Below are 25505 nucleotides of genomic sequence, written 5' to 3'. Positions count from 1 at the left end.
TCGCCCTCCAGGCGTATGCCGATCTCGCGCGCCACGATCTCGCGTCCGGTGCCATCGAAGGGCTCCGGCGCGCTCGGCGAGGGAGAGCGACAGGGCGGGTGACGCGGACGCCGTCCGGGTCGTTCATCAGCCACCAGGTGCCGCTGCCGCAGTCCGCGCAGGTGGTTTCCCGCCGCAGGCGTCGTCGCTGGTCTTGAGCTGGACTTCCGCGCCTGACAAAGGCGGAAGCCGTGCTGGTCCCCTGGGGTCCGGCGCGCCGTCCGCGTCGTCCTTGTCCTCGTCGTAGCTGTACAGGAAGCAGTCGCCGTCGACGAGGCGGATGGGGGCGTAGCCGTTCGCGGCGGTGCCGTCGAGGGTGAGCTCGGCGCGGCTCCAGTAGCCGGCGCGCCGCACGTCGTCCGCGATCAGGGCCATCAGCGACCACAGCGTCTGCTGGAGGTGGGCGGTCTTGAGCACGGCGGCGTTGGCCCTGACCACCTCGGCGTGGAGATAGGAGACGCCGGCGAGGACGAACAGTCCGAGGGTGATCGCCACCATCAGTTCGACCAGGCTGAAGCCGCGCTGACACACGCGCGTCAGCATGTCGGATACCCTCCCAGGTGGTCGGAGCAGAGCCTCACCCGGCCGAGCGCGCTCAGCACGACGTCCACCGCCTGCGCGCCCGCAGTGAGCGTCACCGTGCCTGCGTTGACCGTGCCGCGCGCGGGCTGGAACGTCGCCGTCTCCTGGCGCAGGTTGGTGGCGAGCGCGATGCGCCGGAACCGTTCCGCGGATGCGCCGTGCACAGGCGCGTCCGCGACCCGGCAGGCGCCGTCCGTCGCACAGTCGCACGGACCGGTGTCGCTCAGGCCGTAGCACCAGTGTGCGTCTTCCGTGTCGATCCGGAACGAGACACTGACCGGGAGGTTCAGCCGCAGCGCCTCGGCGCGCGCGAGCAGCAGGTCGCCGCGGAGGTTTTCCGCGGCCCCGCGCAGGCGCTGGCGGCCGAGCAGGTCGAGCAACGAGGGGCGGCGGTGACCGCGAGCACGGACAGCACCGCGAGCGCCAGCATCAGCTCGATGAGGGTGAAGCCGTGTGGTAGAGTGCATCGCATAGCAAATCCGTTTGCCAACGATCAGACGCATACCGGCGGTCAAGGAGACTGCCGCAGCCGCGATCCGTGCGGCTCGTCGTAGTCTAGCGCCGCGCCGGGCGCGAGACAATCGGTGCCGCGGCAGGCGGACACAACCCAGGGAGGAGGGATCATGCCGCGCCGGGACAGGGACGTACACGGACACGGGAAGGACGGTTTCACCTTGATCGAACTGCTGGCCGCGCTGGCCATCCTGGGCATATTGATCACCATCGCCTTTCCCTCGTATCACGACATGGTGCGCAAGAGCCGGCGCACGGACGCGACGATGGAATTGTTCAGGATCCAGCTTGAGCAGGAGCGCTATCGCGCCACACATCAGCATTACGCCGAAGGGCTTACGGCGCTGGGCTGGCCGGCCGAGGAGGTCGATTCTCCGGCCGGCCATTACCGCATCACGCTGGAGGCAGTGGTGGACCCGATGACCGCCTTCCGCGCCCGCGCCACGCCACGCACCGGGACCGACCAGGTCCACGACGCGTGCGGGATCCTGACGATCGACCAGAACGGCCCCGGCCTCGACGATCCGGAACAGGCGGGATGCTGGCCGCGCTGATGCCACAGGGAGACTGAGGTGGGGGCTGCAGCGCCGGAGCTGGTTCTGTTGATCCCGGGCCTGTTCGGCCCGCGCGGCGCGGCCGGGGATGATGCGGCGGGGGCGGGCGCACTGACCCGTTTGCTAGCCCGCGCCGAGGCGCAGCCGGCCGGACGCGGCGGGCTGACGGCCGACCTGTTCAGCGCCTTCGGCATCGGTGCACGGCGCGGCCGAACTGCCCGCGGCGCCGCTGACGCTGCTGTCCGACGGCGGCAGCCCGGGGCGGCTATTGCCTGCGCGCGGATCCGGTGCACCTGCGCGTCGGCCAGGATCGGGTGGTGCTGACCGGGGCGGACCGGTGCGCCGGGAAGAGGCCGCCGCCCTGTGCGGGGAAATCGGGCGACACCTTGCCGATTCGACCTGGCGCACGCGGTGGTGCCGGAGGCGCCTGACCCCGCGCGCTGGTACTCCGTCTGCCGCAGGCGCCTGCCGTGGACTTCACTCCCTCGACATGGTGCTGGGACAGGACATCCGGCCGCACCTCCCGCAGGGCGGGGACGCGCGCGATGGCGCCGGCTGCTCAACGAGATCCAGATGCTGCTGCACGCCAGCGAGGTCAATCAACATCGCAAGGCGCGCGGGGAGGCCGAGATCAACAGCGTATGGTTCTGGGGCGGCGGCACCCTGCCGGCGGCGGGGCCGGCACGCATTACTCAGGTGTGGAGCGAACATCCGCTCGCACGCGGGCTCGCCCTGAATGCGGGACTCGCGCCGCGCGGCCTGCCGGCGGACGCCGCCGCCTGGTTCGGCGGCGCCGGCGCCGGCCGCCACCTCGTCGTGCTCGACCACCTCGCCGCGCCGGCGCTGCTCGGCGACGTGGAGGAATGGCACGCGGGGATGCGGGCGCTGGACGAGCGCTGGTTCGAACCGCTGTGGACCCTGGTGCGCGGCGGGAGGGTCGCCGCCATCGACATAGGCGGGGGCGGCGCGCTCGATTATCATGTCACACCGAAACTGGCGCGGCGCTGGTGGCGCCGCGCGCGGCCGTTCACCGCCTTCGTCCGGGAATCGCGCCGGCACCTGGAAGGACAACGATGACAAATTTCCTCATTCAACGCCGGCAGCCCGCTGCGTCGGACGCGGAAAACGGTTTCCCGGCCGACCTGCATCCGGTGCTGAAGCGCATCTACGCCGGCCGGCGTATCGGCACCGCGCGCGAACTCGAGCGCTCGCTCGAAAGCCTGCTGCCGGTGGAGCTGCTGTCCGGCTGCGATGCTGCGGCGGAACTGCTGCATGAATTGCTGGAATCCGGCGGCCGCATCCTGATCGTCGGCGATTTCGACGCCGACGGCGCGACCAGTTGCGCGCTTGCCATGCGCGCCCTGCGCATGATGGGCGCGCGCTCGGTCGACTACCTTGTGCCCAACCGCTTTGAATACGGCTACGGTCTCACGCCCGAGATCGTCGCGCTCGCGCAACGCCAGAATCCCGAGCGGCCACCCGAACTGATCATCACGGTGGACAACGGCATCTCCAGCGTCGAGGGCGTGGCGGCGGCGAACCAGAGCGGCATCCGCGTGCTGATCACCGATCACCACCTGCCGGGACGGCAGCTCCCGGCAGCCGCCGTGATCGTGAACCCGAACCAGCCCGGCGACGCGTTTCCGAGCAAGTGCCTGGCCGGCGTCGGCGTGATCTTTACGTCATGCTGGCGCTGCGCAGGCGGCTGCGCGAGGCGGGATGGTTCGCCGCGCGCGGATCAACGAGCCCAGGCTCGCCGAACTGCTCGACCTGGTGGCGCTCGGCACCGTGGCCGACGTGGCGGTGCTCGACCAGAACAACCGCACCCTGGTGGCGCAGGGGCTCGCGCGCATCCGGCGCGGGGCGGGCTGCGCGGGCATCCGCGCGCTGGGCCGGGTGGCGAAGCGCGATGCGGCGCGGCTCACCGCGACGGACCTCGGCTTCGCCCTCGGTCCGCGCCTCAATGCCGCCGGCCGGCTCGAGGACATGTCGCTCGGCATCGAATGCCTGCTGTGCGACGACGAGGCCGCCGCCCTCGCGATGGCGGAGCGGCTCGACGAACTCAACCGCGAGCGCAGGCGCATCGAGGGCGAGATGCAGGTCCAGGCCCAGGCCTGCCTCGGCCTCCTCGCCGCCGACGCGCGGCCGGACGCCGAGGGCGTGAGCCTGTGCCTGTATCACGAGGACTGGCATCAGGGCGTGATCGGGATCCTGGCGTCGCGCCTGAAGGAACAGTTGCATCGCCCGGTTATCGCCTTCGCGCCGGGTGGGGATGGCGAGATCAAGGGCTCGGCGCGCTCGGTCGCCGGCCTGCATATCCGCGACGCGCTCGACGCGGTGGCGACGCGGCATCCCGGACTGATCATCCGCTTCGGCGGACACGCGATGGCGGCCGGCCTGACCCTGCGTGCGGAGGATTTCCCGGCCTTCCGGGACGCCTTCGAGGCGGAGGTGCGCCGCCATCTCGATCCGGCCGAGCTGCGCGGGGTGATCTACAGCGACGGCGAGCTCGCCGCGGAGGAGATCTCGCTCGACCTTGCCGAGCTGCTGCGCGAGGCCGGCCCCTGGGGACAGGGCTTCCCCGAGCCGGTGTTCGACGGGCGCTTCGAGATAACGCAGCGGCGCCGCGTCGGGGAGCGCCATCTCAAGCTGGTGCTCCGGCTGCCGGGGACCATGCGACATGTGGACGCCATCGCGTTCAATACCGGGGCGGAGGCGCTCCCGGCGGGACAGGGCGAGATCCGCATCGCCTACCGGCTGGACGTCAACGAGTACCGCGGCCAGCGCAGTCCGCAACTGATCATCGAGCACATCGTCGACTGAGGATCGCCGCGGAATGTCCAGCAGTTCGTCATGCCCGCGTACGCGGGCATCCAGGGTTTCCGCGCATTCTGGATTCCGCTTCCGCGGGAATAACGACGCTACGGGATTTCCGTTTGGGATTTCCGGTGTAGTACAATGCCCTGCTTCAATTCATTGGCGGACAACATGCTCGAGCTCAACCTCGTTTTCACGCGCATCAAGGACATGCAGGGCCGCCTCGCGGACCTGGGGAGGTATCTTTGACCTCGCTACCAAACGTGAACGGCTGATCGAGGTCGGGCGCGAGCTGGAGGATCCGGCGGTGTGGAGCAACCCGCAGCGCGCGCAGGAACTGGGACGCGAGCGGGTGCGGCTGCAGGAGGCGGTGGGCGGAACCGACAGGCTCGGGGGAGGCCTGGGCGAGGCGCGCGAACTGCTCGAGCTCGCCGACGCGGAGGGCGACGCGGATACCGCCGCCGCGGTGATCGCCGACCTGGACGAATTCGAGCGCCAGCTCGCGGCGATGGAGTTCCGCCGCATGTTCTCGGGGGAGATGGACTCCAGCAACGCCTTCCTCGACATCCAGGCCGGCTCCGGCGGCACCGAGGCGCAGGACTGGGCGGAGATACTGCTGCGCATGTACCTGCGCTGGGGCGAGGCGCACGGCTACCAGACCGAGCTGATCGAGGCCTCGGCGGGCGAGGTGGCGGGCATCAAGAGCGCGACGGTGAAGTTCGACGGCGAATACGCCTACGGCTGGCTGCGCACCGAGACCGGCGTGCACCGGCTGGTGCGCAAATCCCGTTCGATTCCGGCAATCGCCGCCATACCTCCTTCGCCGCGGTCTATGTGTCGCCGGAGGTGGACGACGACATCGAGATCGACATCAATCCGGCCGACCTCAAGGTAGACACCTATCGCGCGAGCGGCGCCGGCGGCCAGCACGTCAACCGCACCGAATCGGCGATCCGCATCACCCACATGCCGAGCGGCATCGTGGTCGCCTGCCAGAGCGACCGCTCCCAGCACAAGAACCGCGCCACCGCGATGAAGCAGCTCAAGGCCAAGCTCTACGAGCGCGAACTGAACGCGCGCAGCGCGGTGAAGCAGGCGCTGGAGGACAGCAAGAGCGACATCGGCTGGGGCAACCAGATACGTTCCTACGTGCTCGACCAGTCGCGCATCAAGGACCTGCGCACCGGCATCGAGACGGGCAACACACAGGCGGTGCTCGACGGTGCGCTGGACCAGTTCATCGAGGCCAGCCTCAAGCAGGGTGTATAGGGGGCAGACCCGAATGGCACATACTTAAGGACAGATTTCATGATATCCACGATATGTAGCCCGGATGGAGCGCAGCGCAATCCGGGGGTCTGCGCCGCTACTGATATTTTTCCCCGCATTCCGCTGTGCTGCATGCGGGCTACGTGTTGTGCATTTCATGGCTCAAAGCGCCGTTTCCCGGACAAGGGCGCTTAAGTAAGTGCCATTCGAGACAAACCCCGTTTTTTCGTTTTTTCAATAAACGGGGTCTATCCCCAGCCAGGAGCGTCATGACGGAAGAACACGACGAACAGGAACAGGTCGCGCAACGGCGCGACAAGCTCGCCGCCCTGCGCGAGCGCGGCAACCCGTTCCCGACCGATTTCCGCCGCAACGTGGTCGCCGGCGAGCTGCACGCGGAATACGATGCCGCCGATGCGGAGGCGCTCGAGCGCGACGCCCGGCGGGTGAAGGTGGCCGGCCGCATGATGACGCGCCGGCTGATGGGCAAGGCGAGCTTCGTCCACCTGCAGGACATGTCGGGCCAGATCCAGCTCTACATTCAGCGCGATGTGATCTCGCCCGAGGCCTACGACGAATTCAAGCGCTGGGACATCGGCGACATCCTCGGCGCCGAAGGCGTGCTGTTCAAGACCAAGACCGGCGAGCTGTCGGTGAAGGTCGATGCGATCCGCCTGCTGACCAAGGCGCTGCGCCCGCTGCCGGACAAATACCACGGGATCGCCGACCAGGAGATGCGCTACCGCCAGCGTTATCTCGACCTGATCATGAGCGAGGTCACCCGGCGCACCTTCCGCGTGCGCACCGCCGTCGTCGATTACATCCGCCGTTTCCTCACCGAGCGCGCCTTCATAGAGGTGGAGACGCCGATGATGCAGGTGCTGCCCGGCGGCGCGGCGGCGCGCCCGTTCAAGACGCACCACAACGCGCTCGACATCCCGCTCTACCTGCGCATCGCGCCCGAGCTGTACCTGAAGCGCCTGGTGGTCGGCGGCTTCGAGCGCGTGTTCGAGATCAATCGCAACTTCCGCAACGAGGGGCTGTCGACGCGCCACAATCCCGAGTTCACCATGCTCGAGTTCTACCAGGCCTACGTGGATTACCACGACCTGATGGACCTGACCGAGGAAATGCTGCGCGGGCTGAGCCTGCACGTGCACGGCGCGACCGCCTTCGAGTACCAGGGCGCGCAATTCGATTTCGGCCGCCCGTTCCGCCGCCTGAGCCTGCCCGAGGCGATCCTGCACTACAACCCGGAGATTCCGCCGTCCGATCTCACTGATGCGACGAAATTGCGCGCCCTGCTGCGCGCGCGCGGCTTCGCGGCGAAGGACGATTACGGTTTCGGCAAGCTGCAGCTCGAGCTGTTCGAGCAGACGGTGGAGTCGAAGCTGCACGAGCCGACCTTCATCACCCAGTATCCCACCGAGGTGTCGCCGCTGGCGCGGCGCAACGACGCCGACCCGGCCGTGACCGACCGCTTCGAGCTGTTCATCGGCGGCCGCGAGATCGCCAACGGTTTCACCGAGCTGAACGACGCCGAGGACCAGGCGGAGCGCTTCCGGACACAGTTGCAGGCGCGCGAAACCGGCGACGAGGAGGCGATGCTGTTCGACGCCGACTACATCCGCGCACTGGAGCACGGCATGCCGCCGACCGCCGGCGAAGGCATCGGCATCGACCGCCTGGTGATGCTGTTCACCGATTCCGCATCAATACGGGATGTGCTGCTGTTTCCGCATATGAAGCCGGAGTAGGGACCGCGCATTCTGTCGCCAATCAAAGGCTGGTCGACCAGGATTATCCCGTGGCGGGTGGTGGTCTACGACGTATCGAGCAAGCCGTCGGAGACGATTGAGTAGGAGTAGGGATCCGAAATGGCTGCAAATCAGAACAACGTTGCTGGTCGCTAAAAAATAAGTGCAAACTATTATTATCCTGTGTACCTTACGCAAAGTTTAATTGTGCAGTGAGAATAGTAGGTTGAGTCATGTTGCAATTACTTGGCGGCACCGCGATGATGCTCCCTTTCCTGATTATCAATATCGCAGGATTGGTAATTTCTCTTAAGAAACGCCCCTACCATAAGCATGCCGCCACGATCGCAGCGGTTGCCTATGCTGTATTGATTATGCAGCTCTTGATAAACCGCTCGATATTCATATGGCTTGAATGGGCGAAGGTGCATGATGTCGCGATTTTACCGCAAATGACAGATATCGAGCGCTTGGGAAATATAGTCAGATATGCTGGATATGCTGCCTATGTGGCGATTATGTGCAGTGTATTTATTGGTAGAAAAGCGACGGGCGGATCCTTTGGGAAACCTTCCATTATTGTGGCAGTCAGCGCGGCACTCTTAGCGCTTAGTCTCACACTTGACCTCAGTCAGTCTCCCAACCTTGCTATGGCATTATCATTTGCCAGAATAGGCGCCAGTGCAGCATTGCTGTGGGCGCTCTGGGGTTGGCGTAATGATGCACATTTGCTGCCGACTCCTGAGGCGCAACCGGCAGACCAGGCTGGCAAGCCCGCGGGCGGGATGTTTGAAGAAGTGGATTATGTCCCCTTCGTCGCGGGCGTGCTGGTGCTTGCGGGTCTCATAGCGGTGCCCATCCTATGGAGCATGTTTTTTGGATATGGAGTATCCGAGCACGCTGTTTTCATCGCTTCTCTCTTGCGGCATTTTTATCTATGCGCACGACAAAAGAGGCAATTTCTCAATTATAAAATTTCTGTTTGGCATGGCATTTATCCTGATTCAGATAATACGCACTGCCAACCAGTATGGTGGCGGTCCCCCCATGTTTATTGCCGGAGGTGTTGTAGGGCTTGTGGTTATGATGGCATGTGGATGGGTGGGAATTTTAATCGCACGCTATATCCGACGTGCACTTGCGCGCCGTTAATCCTCGCGCGGATCAAGGGGTCAGAGTACTTGAAATCCCCGTTCATATACTTTTACCCCTTGATCCACCTTGATCACAATGCGCCGCGCACCTTAGCTTTGCTTTATGCTCCGCACTAGTGCTGCGACACTTTTCACGGTGATGAATGGAAAGTCGGCACCCAGAACTGAATGACCTGGGCTGGGACGTCTGGTTCGAGCAACGGGCCGGATGCAAACCCACGGATACTATCGCCCGCGTTGTGGCCGTCGATCGCGACCAGTGGCTGCTCGTGGACCAGGCCGGCCCTTTCCGCGCGAAGCCGGCCGGCAGCTTTCTGCATCGTCATCGCCTGTCCCATGAAATGCCCTGCGTCGGCGACTGGGTGTGCGTGGAGAAACACCCGGGAGACGACTTTGGCGTGATCCACGCGCTTTTGGAGCGAAGGACCGCGCTGCGCCGGAAGTCGGCGGGGGATGCCGTCGAGTATCAGATGATCGCGGCGAACATCGATTATGTGCTTATCGTGCAGTCCTGCCACGTTGACTTCAATCTGAAGCGGTTGGAACGTTACCTGGTCATGACGCGGGAGGGCGGGGCGGAGCCGTACATCCTGCTCACCAAAACGGACATGGTGGAGCCTGCCGTTGTGTCCGCGCAGGTGGCGGAGATTCGTGCCGCAGGTATTGCGGCCCCGGTACTCACCCTGAGCAACGTCACGCAGGCAGGCGTCGATGAGTTCAGGCGGCTGTTGCTGCCGGGCAAGACCTATTGCTTTGTCGGCTCGTCGGGCGTGGGCAAGAGCACGCTGATCAATCGCCTGATCGGTCATGAGGCGCTGGAAACACAGGCGGTGAGCGGGACCGGCGAGGGGAGGCATACAACCGTGCGTCGCGCGCTGATGCGTCTCGACGGCGGCGCGCTGGTGATCGACAACCCGGGGATGCGCGAGTTCGGCATCCTGGAAGCGGAAGGCGGCCTGGGGGACAGTTTCTCCAATATCGCCGCCCTCGCACCCGGCTGCCGCTATCGGAATTGCAGCCATACCCGCGAGTCCGGCTGCGCCGTGATCGCGGCGGTGAATTCCGGGGAAATCAGCCGGGCGCACTATCAGAATTACCTGAAACTCCGGAAAGAGTCCGGGTTCCACCAGTTGTCGTATGCCGAACGGAGAAAGAAGGATCGTGACTTCGGCCGGTACATCAAGTCGGCGAAGGGAGCCTGGACGATGACTAGTTTGTCGGCGGCGGCGCATCACGCCTCGCCGCAGGCGCGACGGCGCTGACGGGCCGCGGCCTGTACTCACTCGTAAGGCCGCAAGGAAGGAGCGATACGATGACTCGGTACTTGATTTCGTTTGATGACGGCTCGATGGACCATATTCCTGATGAAGACTGGCCGTCGGTGGGCGAGGCAGCACATAAGGTGGTTCGGGAGGCAAAGGCCGCGGGGGTCTGGATCTTCGGCGGCGGTGTCCAGCGCCAGCAATCGACCATCGTTGCGACAGACGGGACGGTCACAGCCGGACCCGTACCGGAGACAAAGGCGGTCATAGGCGGGTTTTCAATCATCGAGGTTGCTTCGCGTGAGGAGGCGCTGGTCTGGGCCGCCAGGTTCGCCGCCGGGTGTCGCTGCGCACAGGAGGTTCGCGAGATCATGTTTGACCCGGAGCCCTGACAGGAGTGTGCCTGAGCGTGTGGCCTGACAATACATTCAAGCCGTGCCAGGGGACAACAGGGCCCAGTCTGTCCCCGGTATGTGGTAAATTAGACCGCAACCGGATCGGCTCGATTCTTCTGGCCAGATCCGCATCCTCGATCCTTCAGCCTGGGGTTGCGAAACATGAATCACGCCGTATTCATCTCGTCCCGGTTCCGGCGGAGCAGGTAGACCGATGCTCCCGGTACATCCCTATTGGTGGTTCAAGGGCGCGATCTCCCCGGAAGATTGCCGCAGGATCATGGCGCGCGGTCAGGAGGCCCTGGAACAGTTAAAGCAAATCGGGGGCGACACGACCGGCGTCACCCTGGGCTCCACGCACAAGGGCGCGGAAAATGCCGGCGCCAGCGCGCTGGCAGACCGGACGCTGGAGGATGCGGCGCAGGAGGCCGGCGCCTCACAGCCGGAGGCCACGAAGGGAAAATACATCCGGGACAGCGAGGTCTGTTTCCTCAGCGACGGCTGGATCTACGACCTGGTGTTTCCGCTGATCGCCGAGGCCAACCAGCGCGCCGGCTGGCTTTACGAGGTCGATTTCGCCGAGCCGTTGCAGTTCGCGGCCTACCGGCCGGGCGGATTCTACGGCTGGCACACCGACGGCTTCACCTGCCATAACGGTGCGTACCGCGCGTTCGAGCCCGGCGTCACCCCGCTGGTGAACGGCAAGCCGCCGCCGAACTGCATCGACAATCCGAAGATGCTGGGCAAGGTCAGGAAGCTGAGCATGACGCTGAACCTGAACGAGCCGGGTGCCTATGAGGGCGGGAACCTCAAGTTCGATTTCGGCCCGCACGTGCGCCACCGGGAACGCTATCACGAGTGCGAGGAGATCCGGCCGCAGGGTTCGATGATCGTGTTCCCGTCCTACGTCTACCACCAGGTCACGCCGGTGACCTCCGGGATCCGCTATTCCCTGGTGGTGTGGGTGCTCGGCAAGCCGTTCCGTTAGCGGAGGAGTCGTCTGCGGTAAAACGGGGTCAGTGCCCTTTTTTGAGTGGCGTGATGCAGCTAACTCGCGAATCCAGCAAAAAGGGCACTGACCCCTTTTTACCTTTAACCTATCCTGCCAGTAGATGCTTGATCTCGTGGATCTGTTCGCGCGCGTCCTTCATCACCGCAATGCTCTCCTCGGGCGTCAGGGCGAGGCGTTCGAAGGCGGGAATCGCTGACCAGTCGAGCCGGGTGTAGGGGTGGTCGCTGCCGATGTAGCTGAGCAGATTGGCCACGGTCACCACGTCGGTGTAATCGGCGGCGGTGCCCGGTTCGCGGGTGAAGTTTTCGTGCTCCGCCGCCACCGTGATCAGCTCCGGCGGGAATTTCCAGCTCCCCAGCACCAGCGCGCCGACCCGCGCATGCAGCACCTCGAGCAGGCGGTTCAGCGCGTGCTCGTCGGCCGCGATGTCCGGCAGCATCTCGGCGTATTCCAGGATCGGCAGCTTGCCAATGTCATGCACCAGTCCGGCCAGCATCGCCTCGTCGGCGTTCAGCATCGTGTAGTTGTCGGCCAGGATGTAACTGAGCGCCGCCACGTGGACGCCGTGTTCCCAGTTGCGCGCGAGCAGCTTCCGCTTGAGCGGCGAGGCGAGCTTGTTCTGGTAGAGCTGCTCCATGGCGAGGCTGGTCACCACGCTGCGCACGTTGGCGTTGCCGAGGCGGGTGATCGCGCTGCGGACATCCTCGATCTGGGCGTGGGTGCGGTAGAGCGGACTGTTCACGACACGCAGCAGGCGCGTGGTCAGCACGGCATCGGCGCTGATGACGCGCGCGATCTGGCCGGTGGTGACGTTGCGGTCCTCCAGCAGCTTGCGCGTCCGGAGCGCGATGTCCGGCAGGGCCGGCAGGACCACGCGGTTGGCGCGGATGTCCGCGACCAGGTCGTGCCAGAAGATTTCGATTTGGTGCGATGCCATTGCGTGTGTCGATCCGTCGAGGGGGTGCGTGAACAGGATATCGGCGAGTCGCGGCCAATATGATAGCGCGTCGCGCACCCGGCTCCGCCGGGGCGCGCCTTCAGGGGAAGCCGGCCAGGCCGTCGGGCGCCCGCAGGGTGACTTTCATGTCAGAATTATCATTAAGATACAATGTATTATCCGAAGCATGCTCGATAGCGACCACGGCCAGCAGGTCGCAGCCTCCGGCCGGGTCGGAGGCGGACGTGACGACGTGTCCCACCGCCTGCCCGTCGCCGCCGGCGGCATGGAGCGGGGTCCCCGGCGCAGGCGGAGGTTCCGCGCCCGCGTGACCGAGGTACATCCGGCGCTTCACGCTGCCGCGGTAATGCAGGCGCGCGATGATCTCCTGGCCGGTGTAGCAGCCTTTCTTGAAATTGATGCCGCCGAGCAGTTCCAGGTTGACGGTCTGCGGGATGAACTCGTCGACCGTGGCGGGGTGGATGTCGGGGATCCCGGCGAGGATATCGAGCCGGTCCCAGGCGCCGGCGCCGACCGGCGCGGCGTGGGCGGCCAGCACCGTCCAGGCATGTTCCATGTCCGCAACCGGGCCGTACAGGGCGAAGCGCGGCCGGGTGCCCGGGAGGCGCAGCACGGTCAGCGCGCCGGCCCGGCGCGCCGCATCGGCTGAGCCGGGTATTTCCGGCACGAGCGCGCCCAGGATCTCCTCGCCGCTGGGACCGGCAAGTCCGACGCCGACGAGGGCGTCCCCGGCGTCTTCCAGTGTCACCTTGGATATCATCACGTATTTCTTCAGGCGCGCCAGCGTGTCGCCGAGCAGGACGCGCGGCAGCAGCAGGTAATAGGAGTCGTCGCGGCGGAACACCCGCAGCAGGGCGAGCAGGCGGCCCTTCGGGCTGCAATAGCCGTTGAGCTGGCTGACGCCGGCATCGACGAGACTGATGTCGTTGGTGAACTGTCCCTGGAGGAATTTGCAGGCGTCCGGGCCGTGGACGCCGATCAGGCCGCGCTGGGACAGGTCCGCGATGATGTCCCCGCTGCCCGAGACCTGCACCTCGCGCAGCGGATTGCCGAAGTGCTCGACGCGGTCATCGGCGAGCGCGGCGCCCGCCTCGAGCAGGAAGTTCTTCCAGCGCGGAATCATGCTGATCTAAGGCGTTTGGATCGGAACAGGGATCATAGCGGAATTCATGTGCGGGTGTAAGGCTGGACGAAACGTCCGGCTGAGCTACACTAGGCGGCGTGACAGCCCCCAATACGAAACGGCCGGTGTTCCTTTCACTGACGCGCATCCATCTACCGGTGATGGCCGTATTGTCCCTCGGTCACCGCATCAGCGGCGTGCTGCTGGTGCTGTCGATGCCGTTGCTGGCCTATCTTTTCGACCGCTCGCTGGCGGACGCGGAGGGCTATGCCGGGGTGCTCGCGCTGCTGCAGGGCGGCGGCGCGCGCGTCGTCCTGATCCTGCTGGTGTGGGTGTTCGCGCATCATCTGCTGGCCGGGATCCGCTTCCTGCTCATCGACATCGACGCCGGCGTCGGGCTGCGCAGCGCCCGTGCGAGCGCGTGGGCCGTGCTCGCCGGCGGCGTGCTGGCCATGTTCTGCGCGGCCCCTGTATCTGCTATGAACCGTCGCGCCCAGGGATTGCGCGCCTGGCTCTGGCAGCGGCTGAGCGCGGTCTACCTGCTGGCCTACCTGGTGTTTGCCGCCGTGAGCCTGGCGGCGCTCCGGCCCGACTCCTATGCCGTGTGGCGCGCCTGGATGTCCGATCCGCTGGTCGGCCTGGCCACCGCCTTGTTCTTCGGCGCCCTGCTGCTGCACGCCTGGGTCGGCATGCGCGACGTGATCATCGATTACGCGGGCGCGCTGTCCGTGCGTCTGGCCTTGCTCGCACTGACGGGGCTCGGCCTCACCGGCACCGGCCTGTGGGTGCTGCAGACCCTGTATTCCCTCCATAGCGGATGAGCGCTTACGCCGGCAATCAGGTGGAACGCCGCCGCTTCGACACCCTTGTCATCGGCGCAGGCGGCGGCGGGCTGCGCGCGGCGCTGCAGCTCGCGCAGGCGGAGGCCTCGGTGGCGGTGGTGTCCAAGGTATTTCCGACGCGCTCGCACACTGTCGCCGCGCAGGGCGGCATGAACGCGGCGCTCGCGAACGTGCTGCCCGACAACTGGCACTGGCATATGTACGACACCGTCAAGGGCAGCGACTGGCTGGGCGACCAGGACGCGATCGAGTACATGTGCCGGGCGGCGTCGCGCCTGGTGATCGAGCTCGAGCACTTCGGCGTGCCGTTCTCGCGCCTCGACAACGGCAAGATCTATCAGCGCCCCTTCGGCGGCCAGAGCCAGAATTTCGGCGGCGAGCAGGCGGCGCGCACCTGCGCCGCGGCGGACCGCACCGGCCACGCCATCCTGCACGCCCTGTACCAGCAGAACATCCGCGCGAAGACCCACTTCTTCGACGAATACTTCGCCATCGACCTGCTCGGCGACCATGACGGCTACATCCTCGGCGCCCTCGTGCTGTGCATCGAGACCGGCGAGCCGCTGGTGATCGAGGCGAAGACGACGCTGCTCGCGACCGGCGGCGCCGGCCAGCTCTACCGCACCAATACCAATGCCCGCATCAATACCGGCGACGGCATGGCGATGGCGCTGCGCGCCGGCATCCCGCTGCAGGACATGGAGTTCATCCAGTTCCACCCGACCGGCATCGCCGGCAAGGGCATGCTGATCTCCGAGGCCGCGCGCGGCGAGGGCGGCTACCTCGTCAACAGCACAGGCGAGCGCTTCATGGAGCGTTACGCGCCGCACGTGAAGGACCTCGCCAGCCGCGACGTGGTGAGCCGCGCGATCGCGACCGAGGTGCGCGAGGGACGCGGCTGCGGGCCCGGCGGCGACCATGTCCTGCTGAAGCTCGATCACCTCGGTGCCGACGTGATCCGCAAGCGTCTGCCCGGCATCCATGCGATGGTCAGCACGTTCCTGCGCATCGACCCGGTGACCGATCCCGTGCCGGTCTTCCCGACCTGTCACTACACCATGGGCGGGATCCCGACCAATCGCTTCGGACAGGTCGTGGCGCCGGAGCGCCAGGGACCGGAGGAACCGCTGCCCGGTCTGTACGCGGTCGGCGAGTGCGCCTGCGTCTCGGTGCACGGCGCCAACCGCCTGGGCGGCAACTCGCTGCTCGATATCGTGGTATTCCGGGCGCGCGGCGGGCAACCACATCATCGAGTACCTGAAGGAGGCGCGCTATCACCGCGTGCTCGACGCGGAGGCCATCGAGCGTCCGCTCGGCCGGCTGGCGCGCTGGGACGAGCAGCGCGACGGCGAGACGGTGAGCGGCCTGCGCGCGGAGCTGCAGCGCGCGATGGAGCATTACTGCGGGGTGTTCCGTACCGAGGATGTGCTGCAACAGGGCGTCGCGAAGGTGCGCGAACTGGAACAGAGATTGCAGCATGTCGGGCTGGGCGACCACAGCCGGGTGTTCAATACCGCGCGCATCGAGGCGCTGGAGCTGGAGAACCTGATGGACGTGGCGCTGGCCGCGGTGACTTCGGCGCTGGCGCGCCGGGAAAGCCGCGGCGCGCATTCGCGCATCGACTATCCGCAGCGCGACGACGAGCACTGGCTCAAGCATTCGCTGTATTTCAGGGACGGCGGCACGCTCGATTACAAGCCGGTGCGCATGAAGCCGCGCACCGTGGAGCCGTTCCCCCCCAAGCCGAGGGTGTATTGATCATGGAACGCATGCGATTTTCCGTGTACCGCTACAATCCGGAGAGCGACGCCGGTCCCGTCATGCGCGACTACGAGGTCGACGGCCTCACGCCCGACATGATGCTGCTTGATGCACTGGCGTGCATCAAGGCGCAGGACGAGACGCTGAGTTACCGCCGGTCCTGCGGTGAAGGGGTGTGCGGCTCCGACGGCATGAACATCAACGGCCGCAACGGCCTCGCCTGCATCACCCCGCTGAAGGACCTGAAACAGCCGATCGAGATCCGCCCGCTGCCCGGCCTGCCGGTGATTCGCGACCTGGTCGTCGACATGGAGCAGTTCTACCACCAGTATCGCGCCGTCAAGCCGTACCTGATCAATCACGACCCGACCCCGGAGGTCGAGTTCCGCCAGAGCCCGGAGGAGCGCGAACGGCTCGACGGACTGTACGAGTGCGTGCTGTGCGCCTGCTGCTCCACCGCCTGCCCGTCGTTCTGGTGGAACCCGGACAAGTTCCTCGGTCCCGCGGCGCTGCTGCAGGCGCGCCGCTTTCTTGCCGACAGCCGTGATCAGGCTACCGAGGAACGGCTTGACGACCTTGAGGACGCCTACAAGCTGTTCCGCTGCCACACCATCATGAACTGCGTGCAGGTCTGCCCGAAGGGACTCAACCCCACCCGCGCCATCGGGGAGATCAAACAGATGATGCTGAAGCAGTTCATCTGATGGGCGCCATGGACGAGGCGCATGAGCGCGCGCGACTGCACTGGCAGTGCCGCCGCGGCATGCGGGAGCTCGACCTGCTGCTGCAGGCGTACCTCGATCACGCCTACGATGGCGCAGCGGACGCCGAGCGGGCGGCGTTCCGGCGCCTGCTCGACTACCCGGACCAGCTGCTGCTGGAATATCTTCTCGGGGGCTTGCCGCCGAGCGAGCGGGAGGTCTGCGATGTCATCGCCAGGATACGCCGCGCCGCTGCGGCTTGACCTGCGCCGCTCGCGCCGGCTCGCGCTTTACCTGGGCGCAGCGCATGCCGGGGCGCTGGCGTTCATACCGTTTCTGCCGCTCGGGAACGTGACGGGCGCGCTGCTGGCCATCCTGGTCGTCCTGTGTCTTGCACGGAGCTGTTCGGCCCGCGTGCTGATGCGCGGGGACGGCGACGTCGTGGCGCTGGTGTGGGCGCGTGATGGCGAATGGCGCCTGATCGAGCGGGGAGGGCGGACGCGCGTGTGCCGCCTGCGGCCGGACTCCTACGTGCATCCGGAATTGACCGTGCTCAACTTCGCAGGGGGGCGCCGCTGCTCGATCGTCCTGCTGCCGGACAGCCTCGACAGCGACACCTATCGCCGCCTGCGCGTCCGGCTCGGCCTGCACAGCGCCGAGCCCGCCGGGTCGGCCTATCCCGCCTGAAACGCCGCGCCGCCGCGGTGCTTCGGCGTGAGTATGGTGTTGCGCGGCGCGTGCGCCTGGTCGATCGCCGGATAATCCAGGGTGAAATGCAGTCCGCGGCTTTCCTTGCGCTGCAGCGCGGAGCGGATGATCAGTTCCGCGATGAGCACCAGGTTGCGCAGCTCGAGCAGGTCGCGCGTGACGCGGAAATTGCCATAGTATTCGTCGATCCCTGCTTGCGAAGCAGCTCCCGGTGCGGTGCTGGGCGCGCTGAAGGCGCTTGTCGGTGCGCACGATGCCGACGTAGTCCCACATGAAGCGGCGCAGCTCGTCCCAGTTGTGCGCCACCACCACCTCTTCGTCCGAGTCCGTCACCTGGCTTTCATCCCAGGCCGGCAGCGCGCGCGGCGGGGCGAACTCCGGCAGGCGCCGCGCGATGTCCTCGGCGGCGGCCTCGGCGAACACCAGGCATTCGAGCAGCGAATTGCTCGCCATGCGGTTGGCGCCGTGCAGGCCGGTGAAGGACATCTCGCCGACCGCGTACAGGCCGTCGATGTCGGTGCGCCCGTGCAGATCGGTCATGACGCCGCCGCACAGGTAATGCGCCGCCGGCACCACCGGTATCGGCTCGCGCGTGATATCGATGCCGTACTCCAGGCAGCGCTCCTGGATGGTGGGGAAGTGATCGCGGATGAAGTCCGCCGGCTTGTGGCTGATGTCGAGGAAGACGCAGTCGACGCCCAGGCGCTTCATCTCGTGGTCGATGGCGCGCGCGACGATATCGCGCGGGGGCGAGTTCGCCGCGCGGGTCGAAGCGGTCCATGAAGCGGCTGCCGTCGGGCAGCAGCAGGCGGCGCCTCGCGCACGGCCTCGGTGACCAGGAAGTATTTGGCCTTTGGGGTGGTACAGACAGGTGGGGTGGAACTGATGAATTCCAGGTCGCCACACGGCAGCCCGCACGCCAGGCCATGGCGATGCCAGTCGCCGCTGGCAATGTCCGGGTTGGTGGTATAGAGGAGACCTTCCCGCGCCCCCGGTGGCGAGAACGGTGCAGCGGGCAGATATGACGCTGACTCCCGGGCACTTTGCAGGTCGAGACATAGGCGCCGACAGCGGACATCGTCGGATCCGGTCACCTTCTCCCGGATCAGGTCGATGGCCAGGTGATATTCGGAAGACGGTGATTGGGGTGTTCGCGCGCCTTCCGTTCCAGCGTGAACTTCAACCACGCGGCCGGTGGCGTCCGCGGCATGCACCACGCGGCGATGGCTGTGCCTGCCCTCGCGCGTGAGGTGGTAGTCCGTACCGGCATCGGATCCGCTGGCGCGCGTGAAGGCGACGCCCCTGATCGATCAGCCACTGATACACCTGCGGGCGTGTTTGACGGTATACTCGACCACTGTGGGATCGCACAGGCCGGCCCCCCGTGCTGAAGGTGTCCTCGATGGGGATTGGAGCGAGTCTTCCTTGTCGAGCACCACCGAGATGCCTCCCTGGGCATACAGCGTCGCGCCTTCGCTCAGGGCTGCCTTGGGATCAGGGCGATGCGCGCGAAGGGGGGCCAGCCGCAGCCCAGGCTGAGGCTGGCGGCGCTGCTCCCTATGATCAGTACATCGTAATGCCGGGCCGATCCATGCGCGGGGGGTATTAAGCCTTGATTTTATTATGGTATGACAGATGATTCAGCAGGGTGATCTGCTACAATCCGGTCCACTCGCGCCGTGGACATATGCTATATATCATAAAAGACTCAAACAGAAACGTAATCACCCTGAACTAAACGATAACAATACCGTCAATACCACTTGAGCAAGGCGCAAAGCCTTGCGGGAGGGGCCAGCCCGGATGGGCGATAATAATGTTGACCAGGCACCGTCGAACATTCAAAATGGCGACAAGAAAGCGTTTGATATCCTCGTACAGAAATATCAATATAGGCTCACTAAATTGATATCGCGCTATGTCTATGATCAGATAAAGTTGTGGACGTAGCGCAGGAGGCGTTTATCGGCGTACCGCGCCCTTCCGAGCTTTCGCGGCGAGAGAGTGCGTTTTATACCTGGCTGTACCCGCATCGGAGTCAATACGGCGAAGAACTATCTGGTGACCCAGGCCGGCGGCCGCCCAGTGTGGACATCGATGCCGAGGAGGCGGGATATCTGGAGGGGGAGTCCGGAGCTCAAGGAGTACGCGACCCCCGAGCACCTCCTGGTCAGGGACGAGATCCAGAATACGGTGCACAGTGCCATCGAAAAATTACCGGAGGATCTGCGTACTCGCGATCACCCCGCGCGAGCTCGACGGTCTGAGCTACGAGGAGATCGCGGAGCGGATGAACTGTCCTGTGGGGACCGTGCGGTCGCGCATATTCCGCGCGCGCGAGGTTATCAACAGCAAGCTGAAGCCCCTGCTGGATTGAATCTGTTCAAAATAACCATAAACGACAGGTGTTGCCCATGATGGAAAGAAACGCGGACAAGGTCTCACTGCTGGTTGATGGCGAGCTCGACGAATGTGACATGTCGTGTGTCGTCCAGGCGATGAAAACCGATGAGCTGGCAGGTGAACGCTGGCGAAACTATCATCTGATCCGCGACACGATGCAAGGAAGCCTGCCCGGTCACCTTTCGCGGGATCTGGCCGGGCGCGTCGCGCTGGCCCTGGAACACGAACCCATTCATTTCCAATCCGCGTCACAAACCCTCCACTGTCACAATCCATCAGGACACCGTCGCACAGAACCCGGGCCACACTGGGATTCGCCCTGGCGGCCTCCCTGTCCGCGATCGCGGTATTCGGGGTGGGCGTAATGGAACTGAACAGCGGATCTCACAACCCGGCCGGGCCGGTCATCGCGTCCACAAGTACGGTTGCAGTCGCGCAGGATCCGGTGACGGACATGAATGTGGCCCAGACGACACCGACCGCAGTACAGATGGCGGCCGCGCCGGCGGTTCGCGCGAAGCAGTCGACGGTCACCGTGCTCGCCGCGGCAAGGCCTACGGAGCAGGCTCCCGCGCGTCGTTCCAGCGTGGCGGTGAGCGAGGATGCCTCGGTGGCGACAACCGACCTGTACGATTATCTGGTGAATTCCCACCGCTACGCCCCCGGGGCTGCGGACACCCAGGCGATGCTGTCCTATGTACAGCTGGTCGGCTACGGATCCGGGAATTAGGGATCGGTAGCCATATTCCCGGGTTTTCAATCATCGCCGCCGCTCACATACTGTGACGCATCCCCGTGGAATCCCCCTCTGTAATCCAGAAACAAACCGGATGACGCCGCCTGGCGGCGTCCGCCCGCTGACAGTGCTGTCGAACGAAATACCGGGTTATCCCGTAATACCGATGCCACGCTGATGATGACGGAAACGGCACAGGTGATCACGACCGAGGGGGAATTTGCCTGGGTGGAAACCCAGCGCAAGACCACCTGCGGGAGCTGCGCCGCGCAGAAGGGATGCGGAACCGGGGTTCTCGCCAAGGTGTTCGGAAACCGCACCAGCCGCGTCCGCGTGATCAATACGATCGGGGCCGAGCGCGGTGAAATGGTCGTTATCGGCCTCGAGGACGGCTCTTTGGTGCGGACCTCGTTCGCGGTATATGCCATGCCGCTGGTCTTTCTGCTGTTGGGCGGCGCGGCCGGAGGGATGCTGGCGGACGCGCTCGCGTGGGAAACGCGCGAGGGGGCTGCGGCGGTGTGCGGAGTACTGGGGCTGCTGCTGGGCTTTGCCTGGCTGCGCCGTTATACCCGGTCCATCTCCCGGGATCCGCGCCATCAGCCGAGCCTGATCGGCTTTGCGGATGCGGGACGATCCCGACCGGACGGTCGCGGTGGATGACATCATGCGCGATTACCGGCGCAAGGACAGAATTGAAGTAACGCAACAACACAGGAGTGAAATGAGTGAGTCAATGCGGGTTTGATGAAAGGGGTGGCGGATGTCGCACGGCGCAGCCTTGGTGATGCTGATGGCCGCCGCGAGCGCCGGGCGGCGATTGGCGATCTGCCCGATTTCACCGAGCTGGTGGAGCAGAGCAGCCCGGCCGTCAAGTCAATATTAGCACCAACACCAAGATCAAGCAGGAACAGTTTCGCAACCCGCAAGGGGAGTCGATGCCCGAACAGCCGCCGTTCGACGATTTCTGCGGCGCTTTTTCTGAGACCGCGGCGGCGATGGGGCGGTGGTGGAGGTGGCGGCGAGGAATTCTGACGAGAAATCCTCGGCTCCGGCTTCATCATCTCCGCTGACGGGCTATGTGCTCACCAATAACCACGTGATCCGGGATGCGGATGAGATGGTCGTTCGGTTGAGCGACCGGCGCGAGCGTCGTCGGAGGGGTGGGCAGTGACAAGAACAGCGATGTCGCCCTGCTCAAGATCGACGCCGACAAGCTGCCGGTGGTCAAGATCGGCAGTCCCGACCTCAAGGTGTAAAGCTGGGTGCTGGCGATCGGCCCGCCGTTCGGTCGAGCACTCGGTGACGGCGGGTAAATCGTCAGCGCCATCGGCCGCAGCCGCCGAACGAGAACTACGTCCTGTTCATCCAGACCGATGTCGCCATCAATCCCGGTAATCGGGCGGACCCCTGTTCAACCCTTGGACGGCGAGGTCGTCGGGGTCAACTCGCAGATCTTCAGCCGCACCGGCGTGTTCATGGGGTCGTCGTTCGTAATCCCGATCGATATCGCGATGAGCGTGGTCGGACCAGTTGCGCAGCGAGGGGGCATGTCACGCGCGGTTGGCCGGGCACTCTGATCCAGGATGTTGGACCGCGCCCTGGCGGAATCCTTCGGCATGTCCGCGCGATCGGCGTTGGTCGCGCGTGCGCCTGACAGCCCGGCGCAGAAGGCGGGCGTGATGGTCGGCGACGTCATCGTCGAGTTCCGACGGCAAGGAGGTCGAGAGTTTCCGGCGCCTTGCCGCCCATGGGCGTGTCCAAGATCGGGCCAAGTTGCCGCTTAAGGTGATTCGCAACGGCAAGCCGCTGACCCTCAAGGTCATGATCAGCGAGCTGCCGGAGAGGAGGAGTTGATCTCGCCGCCGGAGGCGGCGATGGCGACAGCACCCGGATCAAACGCCTGGCGATCACGGTGGCGGACCTGACCCCGGATCAAAAACAGGAGCTGGACGGCAAGAACGGCGTGCTGGTCGATGCGACCGAAAGCGGCCCCGCCTCCAAGGCCGGGATCGCCGGGGCGATGTCATTCTGCAGTTCAACAACGTCTAAGTGGGAAGCGTGGAGCAGTAAAGAAGCTGGTTTCGGACCTGCCGGGCTTACAAGGCGGTGCCAGTCCTGGTGCGAGCGCCGCGGCAGTCCCATTTTCCTGGCGTTGGAAGCTGGAAGAGGACGCGAAGCGTAAGCCGTCTGATACTTACCGGTTCTGCAAGATAGAAAGGGGAGCGCCAGGCACGCCCCCTTACTTTATGGACCGGAAGAATGCCATACTGCGGCACATCCGTAACTTTTCGATCATCGCCCAGATCGATCACGGGAAACTACCTCGCCGACCGCATCATCCAGCGCTGAGGTTGAGCTGAAAGCGGAGATGGAGGACCAAATCTTGACGACAGGGATCTGGAACGCGCGCGGCATCACGATCAAGGCCCCGTCCGAATGCCGTACGCCCGGGACGGCGAAAGTGACCTAACTGCAACTTCATCGATACCCCCGGGCACGCGTCTGATTTCGGGCCTACGAGGTGTCGCGTTCGCCGGCCGCCTGCGGAAGGCGCTCTGTTGGTGGGTCGACGCCTCCCAGGGGGTCGAGCTGCAGACCGTGGCCAACGCTCTGTCGCCGCCCTCGAGGAGGGTCGGCCTGACGTGGTCCCGGTCTTCAACAAGATCGACCAAAGACGCTCCCGAGCGACGAAGTGCTCCAGGAGATCGAGGACCCTGGGCACGAGCGCGACCTGGTCCGGTGCGCGAGTGCCAAGACCGGGCTCGGCATCGGCGAACTGTTGGAAGCGCCGGTCGACCGGATCCCGCCTCCCCGGGGTGAAGAGTGGGCCCCGCTCCAGGCCCTGATCTTCGATTCCTGGACCTTCGACGACTACCTCGCGCCAGTTGGACATCCGCGTCATCAAGGGCCGGGTGCGAAGTCTGGCCAGAAGATCCGCCAGATGCGACCGGTCGGCCCCACCCGCGAAGTGCACGGACGTCGGACCAGTTCGCCCCGAACCAGGAGACGCGCGACCTGAACGTGGGCCAGGTCGGCTTCCGGTCCGCGGGGATCAAGACGGTCGACCGGCGCTGGTCGGCGATACCGTCACCATCCTCGCTGAGAAGGTTGCCCTCGCCCTGCTCCGGCTTCAAGGCGAACGCCGCATGGTATTCTCCGGGACTCTACCCGTCCGACGGCCAGGACTTCGAGGAACTCCGCGAGGCCCTGGGGAAACTGCACCTCAACGACCCCTGCTTCTAATTCGAACCGGAGACGAGCGGCTGTGCTTTCGGTTTCCGGCTGCGGTTTCGGCCTCTTCCACATGGAGATCGTCCAGGAGCGCTTGGAACGAGAATCCAACCTCGATCTGGTCCCGACCGCGCCGGACGTCACCTAGGAGGTCCGACTGCAAGGGCGAGGCCTGGGAGAGGCCATCAATCCCCGGCGTTGCCCGGACGCCGGCCAGATCAGCGAGCCCCGCCAGCCCATCGTCCGCGCCGACATCCCGGTGCCGCCGGCCTATCTCGGCCCGGTCATCAAACTGTGCGACGACCGAAGCGCGGCGTCCAGAAGAAGATCGAACACCTGTGGCCACCAGGTGATGGTCTCCTACGAACTGCCGATGAGCGAGGTGGTGATCGACTCCTACGACCGCCTCAAGTCGGCCACCCGCGGCTACGTCGTTCGACTACAGTTTCAACCGCTACGGCCAGGCCGATCTCGTCCGGCTCGACCTGTTGGTCAACGGCAAATCCGGTCGAGGCCCTGAGCCTCCTCCGTCGCGAAAGCGCGTCTCAGACCGCCGCGGCCGACCGAGCAGACGGCGCGAAATCCTACGCCAGATGTTCGAAGTCGCCGTCCAGGCCCGGATCGGTTCGCGCATCGCTGCGCGCTATGTAAACGGCCTCGCCAAGAACGTCACCGCCAAGTGCTACGGCGGCGACATCACCCGCAAGCGCAAGCTGTTGGAGAAACAGAAGGAGGGCAAGAAGCGCATGAAAACAGATCGGTTTCGGCAGAGATCCCGCGGACGCATTTCTGGCGGTGCTACATACAGGGAAAAGAAATGAATCGGACCAAGCGGTAATGGTGCTCGCCCTGCTGGTGACCGGGCTGATCTGGCGCTCGATGCCTATGCATGCGGTCATGCCGGGAACGCGCCGCCGCTGCATTGACGCAGAGCGCGGCGGGCAGGACGGCGAGGAGCAGCTCCAGCGGATCCAGGCAAGGAGTTCTGCTGGTGGAGTATGCGCGCCCTTCCCCATTATCCTGGTCGTACTGGTGCTGCGGTCGTTCCCGTCGAGCCGTTCCAATCCCCTCGGGCTCCATGATGCCGACCCTGCTGGCGGGGACGATCCTGTAAACAAATTTTCCTACGGTATCCGCCTGCCGGTGGTGGGTGCCAAGATATCGGCGCGCCCCGGCACGGGGACATCGGGGTATTCCGCTTTCCTTAAGGATCCCGCCACCGACTCCGGCATCAAGCGGAACGCCGGGCGCCTGGCGACCGCGTCCGGGCTACAGCGACAAGACGGTGGCTGGTCAACGGCGAAAGGGCGACGCAGGAATATGTCGGCATCTACGCGCCGGCGTCGGTGCCGGCCTGCGGATGAGCGGGGCCAGCCTGCAGCCTCGAGCAGTTGGGCGTGGTCAAGCACACACGAAATCCTGGTCGAGAACAGCCGCCCGATCGTTGAGGGGGGGGAGCGACAAAGCCGGGGAGCATTACTTCGTGATGGGGAGACAACCGTGACAACAGCAACGACAGCCGTTACCGGGGCACGGTGCCGGAAGAGAATCTGGTCGGGAAAGCGTTTATGGGGGGATGAACTGGGATGTCGCGGCATTACCTGGAACCGCATCGGCGAGATGCTCAATTGAGTACGACCAATGCCGCGACGTGCGACGCAATGATTGTGGGACAACCAGTCAGGGAG

At 65.2% G+C, this 25505-nt stretch carries 22 protein-coding genes and 6 pseudogenes; 22 read left to right on the top strand and 6 right to left on the bottom strand.

Going from position 1 to position 25505, the window contains the following annotated elements; genetic code table 11:
• Positions 1 to 126: 126 nt before the first annotated feature.
• Both IPK65_12050 and IPK65_12045 read right to left on the bottom strand, forming a co-directional pair.
• The gene (locus tag IPK65_12050; protein MBK8163828.1) at positions 127 to 582 is read right to left on the bottom strand and encodes a prepilin-type N-terminal cleavage/methylation domain-containing protein; all 456 of its coding nucleotides are present in this window, start codon (positions 580 to 582) and stop codon (positions 127 to 129) included.
• 325 nt (positions 583 to 907) lie between these two features.
• The gene (locus tag IPK65_12045) at positions 908 to 1093 is read right to left on the bottom strand and encodes a type II secretion system protein (protein MBK8163827.1); all 186 of its coding nucleotides are present in this window, start codon (positions 1091 to 1093) and stop codon (positions 908 to 910) included.
• 151 nt (positions 1094 to 1244) lie between these two features.
• On the opposite strand from IPK65_12045, the gene IPK65_12040 reads away from it, so the two are divergent.
• From IPK65_12040 to IPK65_12000, 9 genes and pseudogenes are all read left to right on the top strand, one after another.
• A complete protein-coding gene (locus IPK65_12040; protein ID MBK8163826.1) occupies positions 1245 to 1688 on the top strand; it encodes a prepilin-type N-terminal cleavage/methylation domain-containing protein in 444 nt (147 codons plus the stop codon).
• 573 nt (positions 1689 to 2261) lie between these two features.
• The gene (locus tag IPK65_12035) at positions 2262 to 2765 is read left to right on the top strand and encodes a hypothetical protein (protein ID MBK8163825.1); all 504 of its coding nucleotides are present in this window, start codon (positions 2262 to 2264) and stop codon (positions 2763 to 2765) included.
• A pseudogene (gene recJ / locus IPK65_12030) lies at positions 2762 to 4511 on the top strand (single-stranded-DNA-specific exonuclease RecJ). The gene IPK65_12035 and the pseudogene recJ overlap by 4 nt, the downstream one beginning before the upstream one ends.
• Positions 4512 to 4676: 165 nt before the next feature.
• Positions 4677 to 5774 (top strand): annotated as a pseudogene (gene prfB, locus IPK65_12025) (peptide chain release factor 2).
• Positions 5775 to 6043: 269 nt separating this feature from the next.
• Positions 6044 to 7531, top strand: a complete 1488-nt coding sequence (gene lysS / locus IPK65_12020) for a lysine--tRNA ligase (GenBank protein ID MBK8163824.1) — start codon at positions 6044 to 6046, stop codon at positions 7529 to 7531.
• A gap of 233 nt (positions 7532 to 7764) precedes the next feature.
• Complete coding sequence (locus IPK65_12015; GenBank protein ID MBK8163823.1) at positions 7765 to 8802, top strand: hypothetical protein; 1038 nt, start codon at positions 7765 to 7767, stop codon at positions 8800 to 8802.
• Positions 8803 to 8828: 26 nt separating this feature from the next.
• Complete coding sequence (rsgA, locus tag IPK65_12010; GenBank protein ID MBK8163822.1) at positions 8829 to 9947, top strand: ribosome small subunit-dependent GTPase A; 1119 nt, start codon at positions 8829 to 8831, stop codon at positions 9945 to 9947.
• 50 nt (positions 9948 to 9997) lie between these two features.
• Positions 9998 to 10339 (top strand): hypothetical protein, encoded by a 342-nt coding sequence (locus IPK65_12005; GenBank protein MBK8163821.1) that lies wholly within the window; start codon positions 9998 to 10000, stop codon positions 10337 to 10339.
• A 217-nt stretch (positions 10340 to 10556) separates the two neighbouring features.
• Entirely contained in the window at positions 10557 to 11330 is a 774-nt protein-coding gene (locus IPK65_12000) for a 2OG-Fe(II) oxygenase (protein ID MBK8163820.1), read from the top strand.
• A 109-nt stretch (positions 11331 to 11439) separates the two neighbouring features.
• Here the strand turns inward: IPK65_12000 and IPK65_11995 are convergent, their stop codons facing one another.
• On the bottom strand, positions 11440 to 12291 hold the full coding sequence (locus IPK65_11995) for an HDOD domain-containing protein (GenBank protein ID MBK8163819.1): 852 nt from the start codon (positions 12289 to 12291) through the stop codon (positions 11440 to 11442).
• A 100-nt stretch (positions 12292 to 12391) separates the two neighbouring features.
• Positions 12392 to 13435: a folate-binding protein YgfZ gene (locus IPK65_11990; protein MBK8163818.1), complete on the bottom strand. Its 1044-nt coding sequence runs from the start codon at positions 13433 to 13435 to the stop codon at positions 12392 to 12394.
• A gap of 98 nt (positions 13436 to 13533) precedes the next feature.
• On the opposite strand from IPK65_11990, the gene sdhC reads away from it, so the two are divergent.
• The 5 genes and pseudogenes from sdhC (at position 13534) to IPK65_11965 (ending at position 17426) form a co-directional block, all read left to right on the top strand.
• The gene (gene sdhC, locus IPK65_11985; GenBank protein ID MBK8163817.1) at positions 13534 to 14256 is read left to right on the top strand and encodes a succinate dehydrogenase, cytochrome b556 subunit; all 723 of its coding nucleotides are present in this window, start codon (positions 13534 to 13536) and stop codon (positions 14254 to 14256) included.
• A pseudogene (gene sdhA, locus IPK65_11980) lies at positions 14253 to 16035 on the top strand (succinate dehydrogenase flavoprotein subunit). The gene sdhC and the pseudogene sdhA overlap by 4 nt, the downstream one beginning before the upstream one ends.
• Positions 16036 to 16037: 2 nt before the next feature.
• Positions 16038 to 16742 carry a succinate dehydrogenase iron-sulfur subunit gene (locus tag IPK65_11975; protein MBK8163816.1) on the top strand — a complete coding sequence of 235 codons (705 nt, stop codon included), beginning with the start codon at positions 16038 to 16040 and terminating at the stop codon, positions 16740 to 16742.
• The gene (locus IPK65_11970; GenBank protein ID MBK8163815.1) at positions 16742 to 17002 is read left to right on the top strand and encodes a succinate dehydrogenase assembly factor 2; all 261 of its coding nucleotides are present in this window, start codon (positions 16742 to 16744) and stop codon (positions 17000 to 17002) included. Before IPK65_11975 ends, IPK65_11970 begins: the two co-directional genes overlap by 1 nt.
• Complete coding sequence (locus tag IPK65_11965; GenBank protein MBK8163814.1) at positions 16965 to 17426, top strand: hypothetical protein; 462 nt, start codon at positions 16965 to 16967, stop codon at positions 17424 to 17426. Before IPK65_11970 ends, IPK65_11965 begins: the two co-directional genes overlap by 38 nt.
• Here the strand turns inward: IPK65_11965 and nadB are convergent.
• Positions 17414 to 19053 (bottom strand): annotated as a pseudogene (gene nadB, locus IPK65_11960) (L-aspartate oxidase). The gene IPK65_11965 and the pseudogene nadB overlap by 13 nt on opposite strands.
• Before the next feature lie 197 nt (positions 19054 to 19250).
• Between nadB and rpoE the strand changes: the two are divergent.
• The 5 genes and pseudogenes from rpoE to IPK65_11935 all read left to right on the top strand — a co-directional run bounded on the left by rpoE (position 19251) and on the right by IPK65_11935 (position 21618).
• A pseudogene (rpoE, locus tag IPK65_11955) lies at positions 19251 to 19824 on the top strand (RNA polymerase sigma factor RpoE).
• Between the two features lie 37 nt (positions 19825 to 19861).
• Positions 19862 to 20215 carry a sigma-E factor negative regulatory protein gene (locus IPK65_11950; GenBank protein MBK8163813.1) on the top strand — a complete coding sequence of 118 codons (354 nt, stop codon included), beginning with the start codon at positions 19862 to 19864 and terminating at the stop codon, positions 20213 to 20215.
• Positions 20215 to 20580, top strand: a complete 366-nt coding sequence (locus tag IPK65_11945; GenBank protein MBK8163812.1) for a hypothetical protein — start codon at positions 20215 to 20217, stop codon at positions 20578 to 20580. Before IPK65_11950 ends, IPK65_11945 begins: the two co-directional genes overlap by 1 nt.
• 183 nt (positions 20581 to 20763) lie before the next feature.
• Positions 20764 to 21246, top strand: coding sequence for a SoxR reducing system RseC family protein (locus IPK65_11940; GenBank protein ID MBK8163811.1), 483 nt, complete (start codon positions 20764 to 20766; stop codon positions 21244 to 21246).
• Positions 21247 to 21330: 84 nt separating this feature from the next.
• Positions 21331 to 21618 (top strand): hypothetical protein, encoded by a 288-nt coding sequence (locus IPK65_11935; GenBank protein ID MBK8163810.1) that lies wholly within the window; start codon positions 21331 to 21333, stop codon positions 21616 to 21618.
• 379 nt (positions 21619 to 21997) lie between these two features.
• Here the strand turns inward: IPK65_11935 and IPK65_11930 are convergent, their stop codons facing one another.
• Positions 21998 to 22282: a hypothetical protein gene (locus tag IPK65_11930; GenBank protein ID MBK8163809.1), complete on the bottom strand. Its 285-nt coding sequence runs from the start codon at positions 22280 to 22282 to the stop codon at positions 21998 to 22000.
• Positions 22283 to 22498: 216 nt separating this feature from the next.
• On the opposite strand from IPK65_11930, the gene IPK65_11925 reads away from it, so the two are divergent.
• The 3 genes and pseudogenes from IPK65_11925 (at position 22499) to IPK65_11915 (ending at position 25449) form a co-directional block, all read left to right on the top strand.
• The gene (locus IPK65_11925) at positions 22499 to 22768 is read left to right on the top strand and encodes a hypothetical protein (GenBank protein ID MBK8163808.1); all 270 of its coding nucleotides are present in this window, start codon (positions 22499 to 22501) and stop codon (positions 22766 to 22768) included.
• An 85-nt stretch (positions 22769 to 22853) separates the two neighbouring features.
• Positions 22854 to 24618: pseudogene (locus tag IPK65_11920) on the top strand (elongation factor 4).
• Positions 24619 to 24654: 36 nt separating this feature from the next.
• Positions 24655 to 25449 (top strand): hypothetical protein, encoded by a 795-nt coding sequence (locus tag IPK65_11915; GenBank protein MBK8163807.1) that lies wholly within the window; start codon positions 24655 to 24657, stop codon positions 25447 to 25449.
• Positions 25450 to 25505 lie beyond the last annotated feature (56 nt).

The organism is Gammaproteobacteria bacterium, assembly GCA_016712635.1.
Lineage (GTDB): Bacteria > Pseudomonadota > Gammaproteobacteria > SZUA-140 > SZUA-140 > JADJWH01.
The sequence above is the reverse complement of the archived record's forward strand: the minus strand, read 5'-3'. Positions and strand labels throughout refer to the sequence as shown.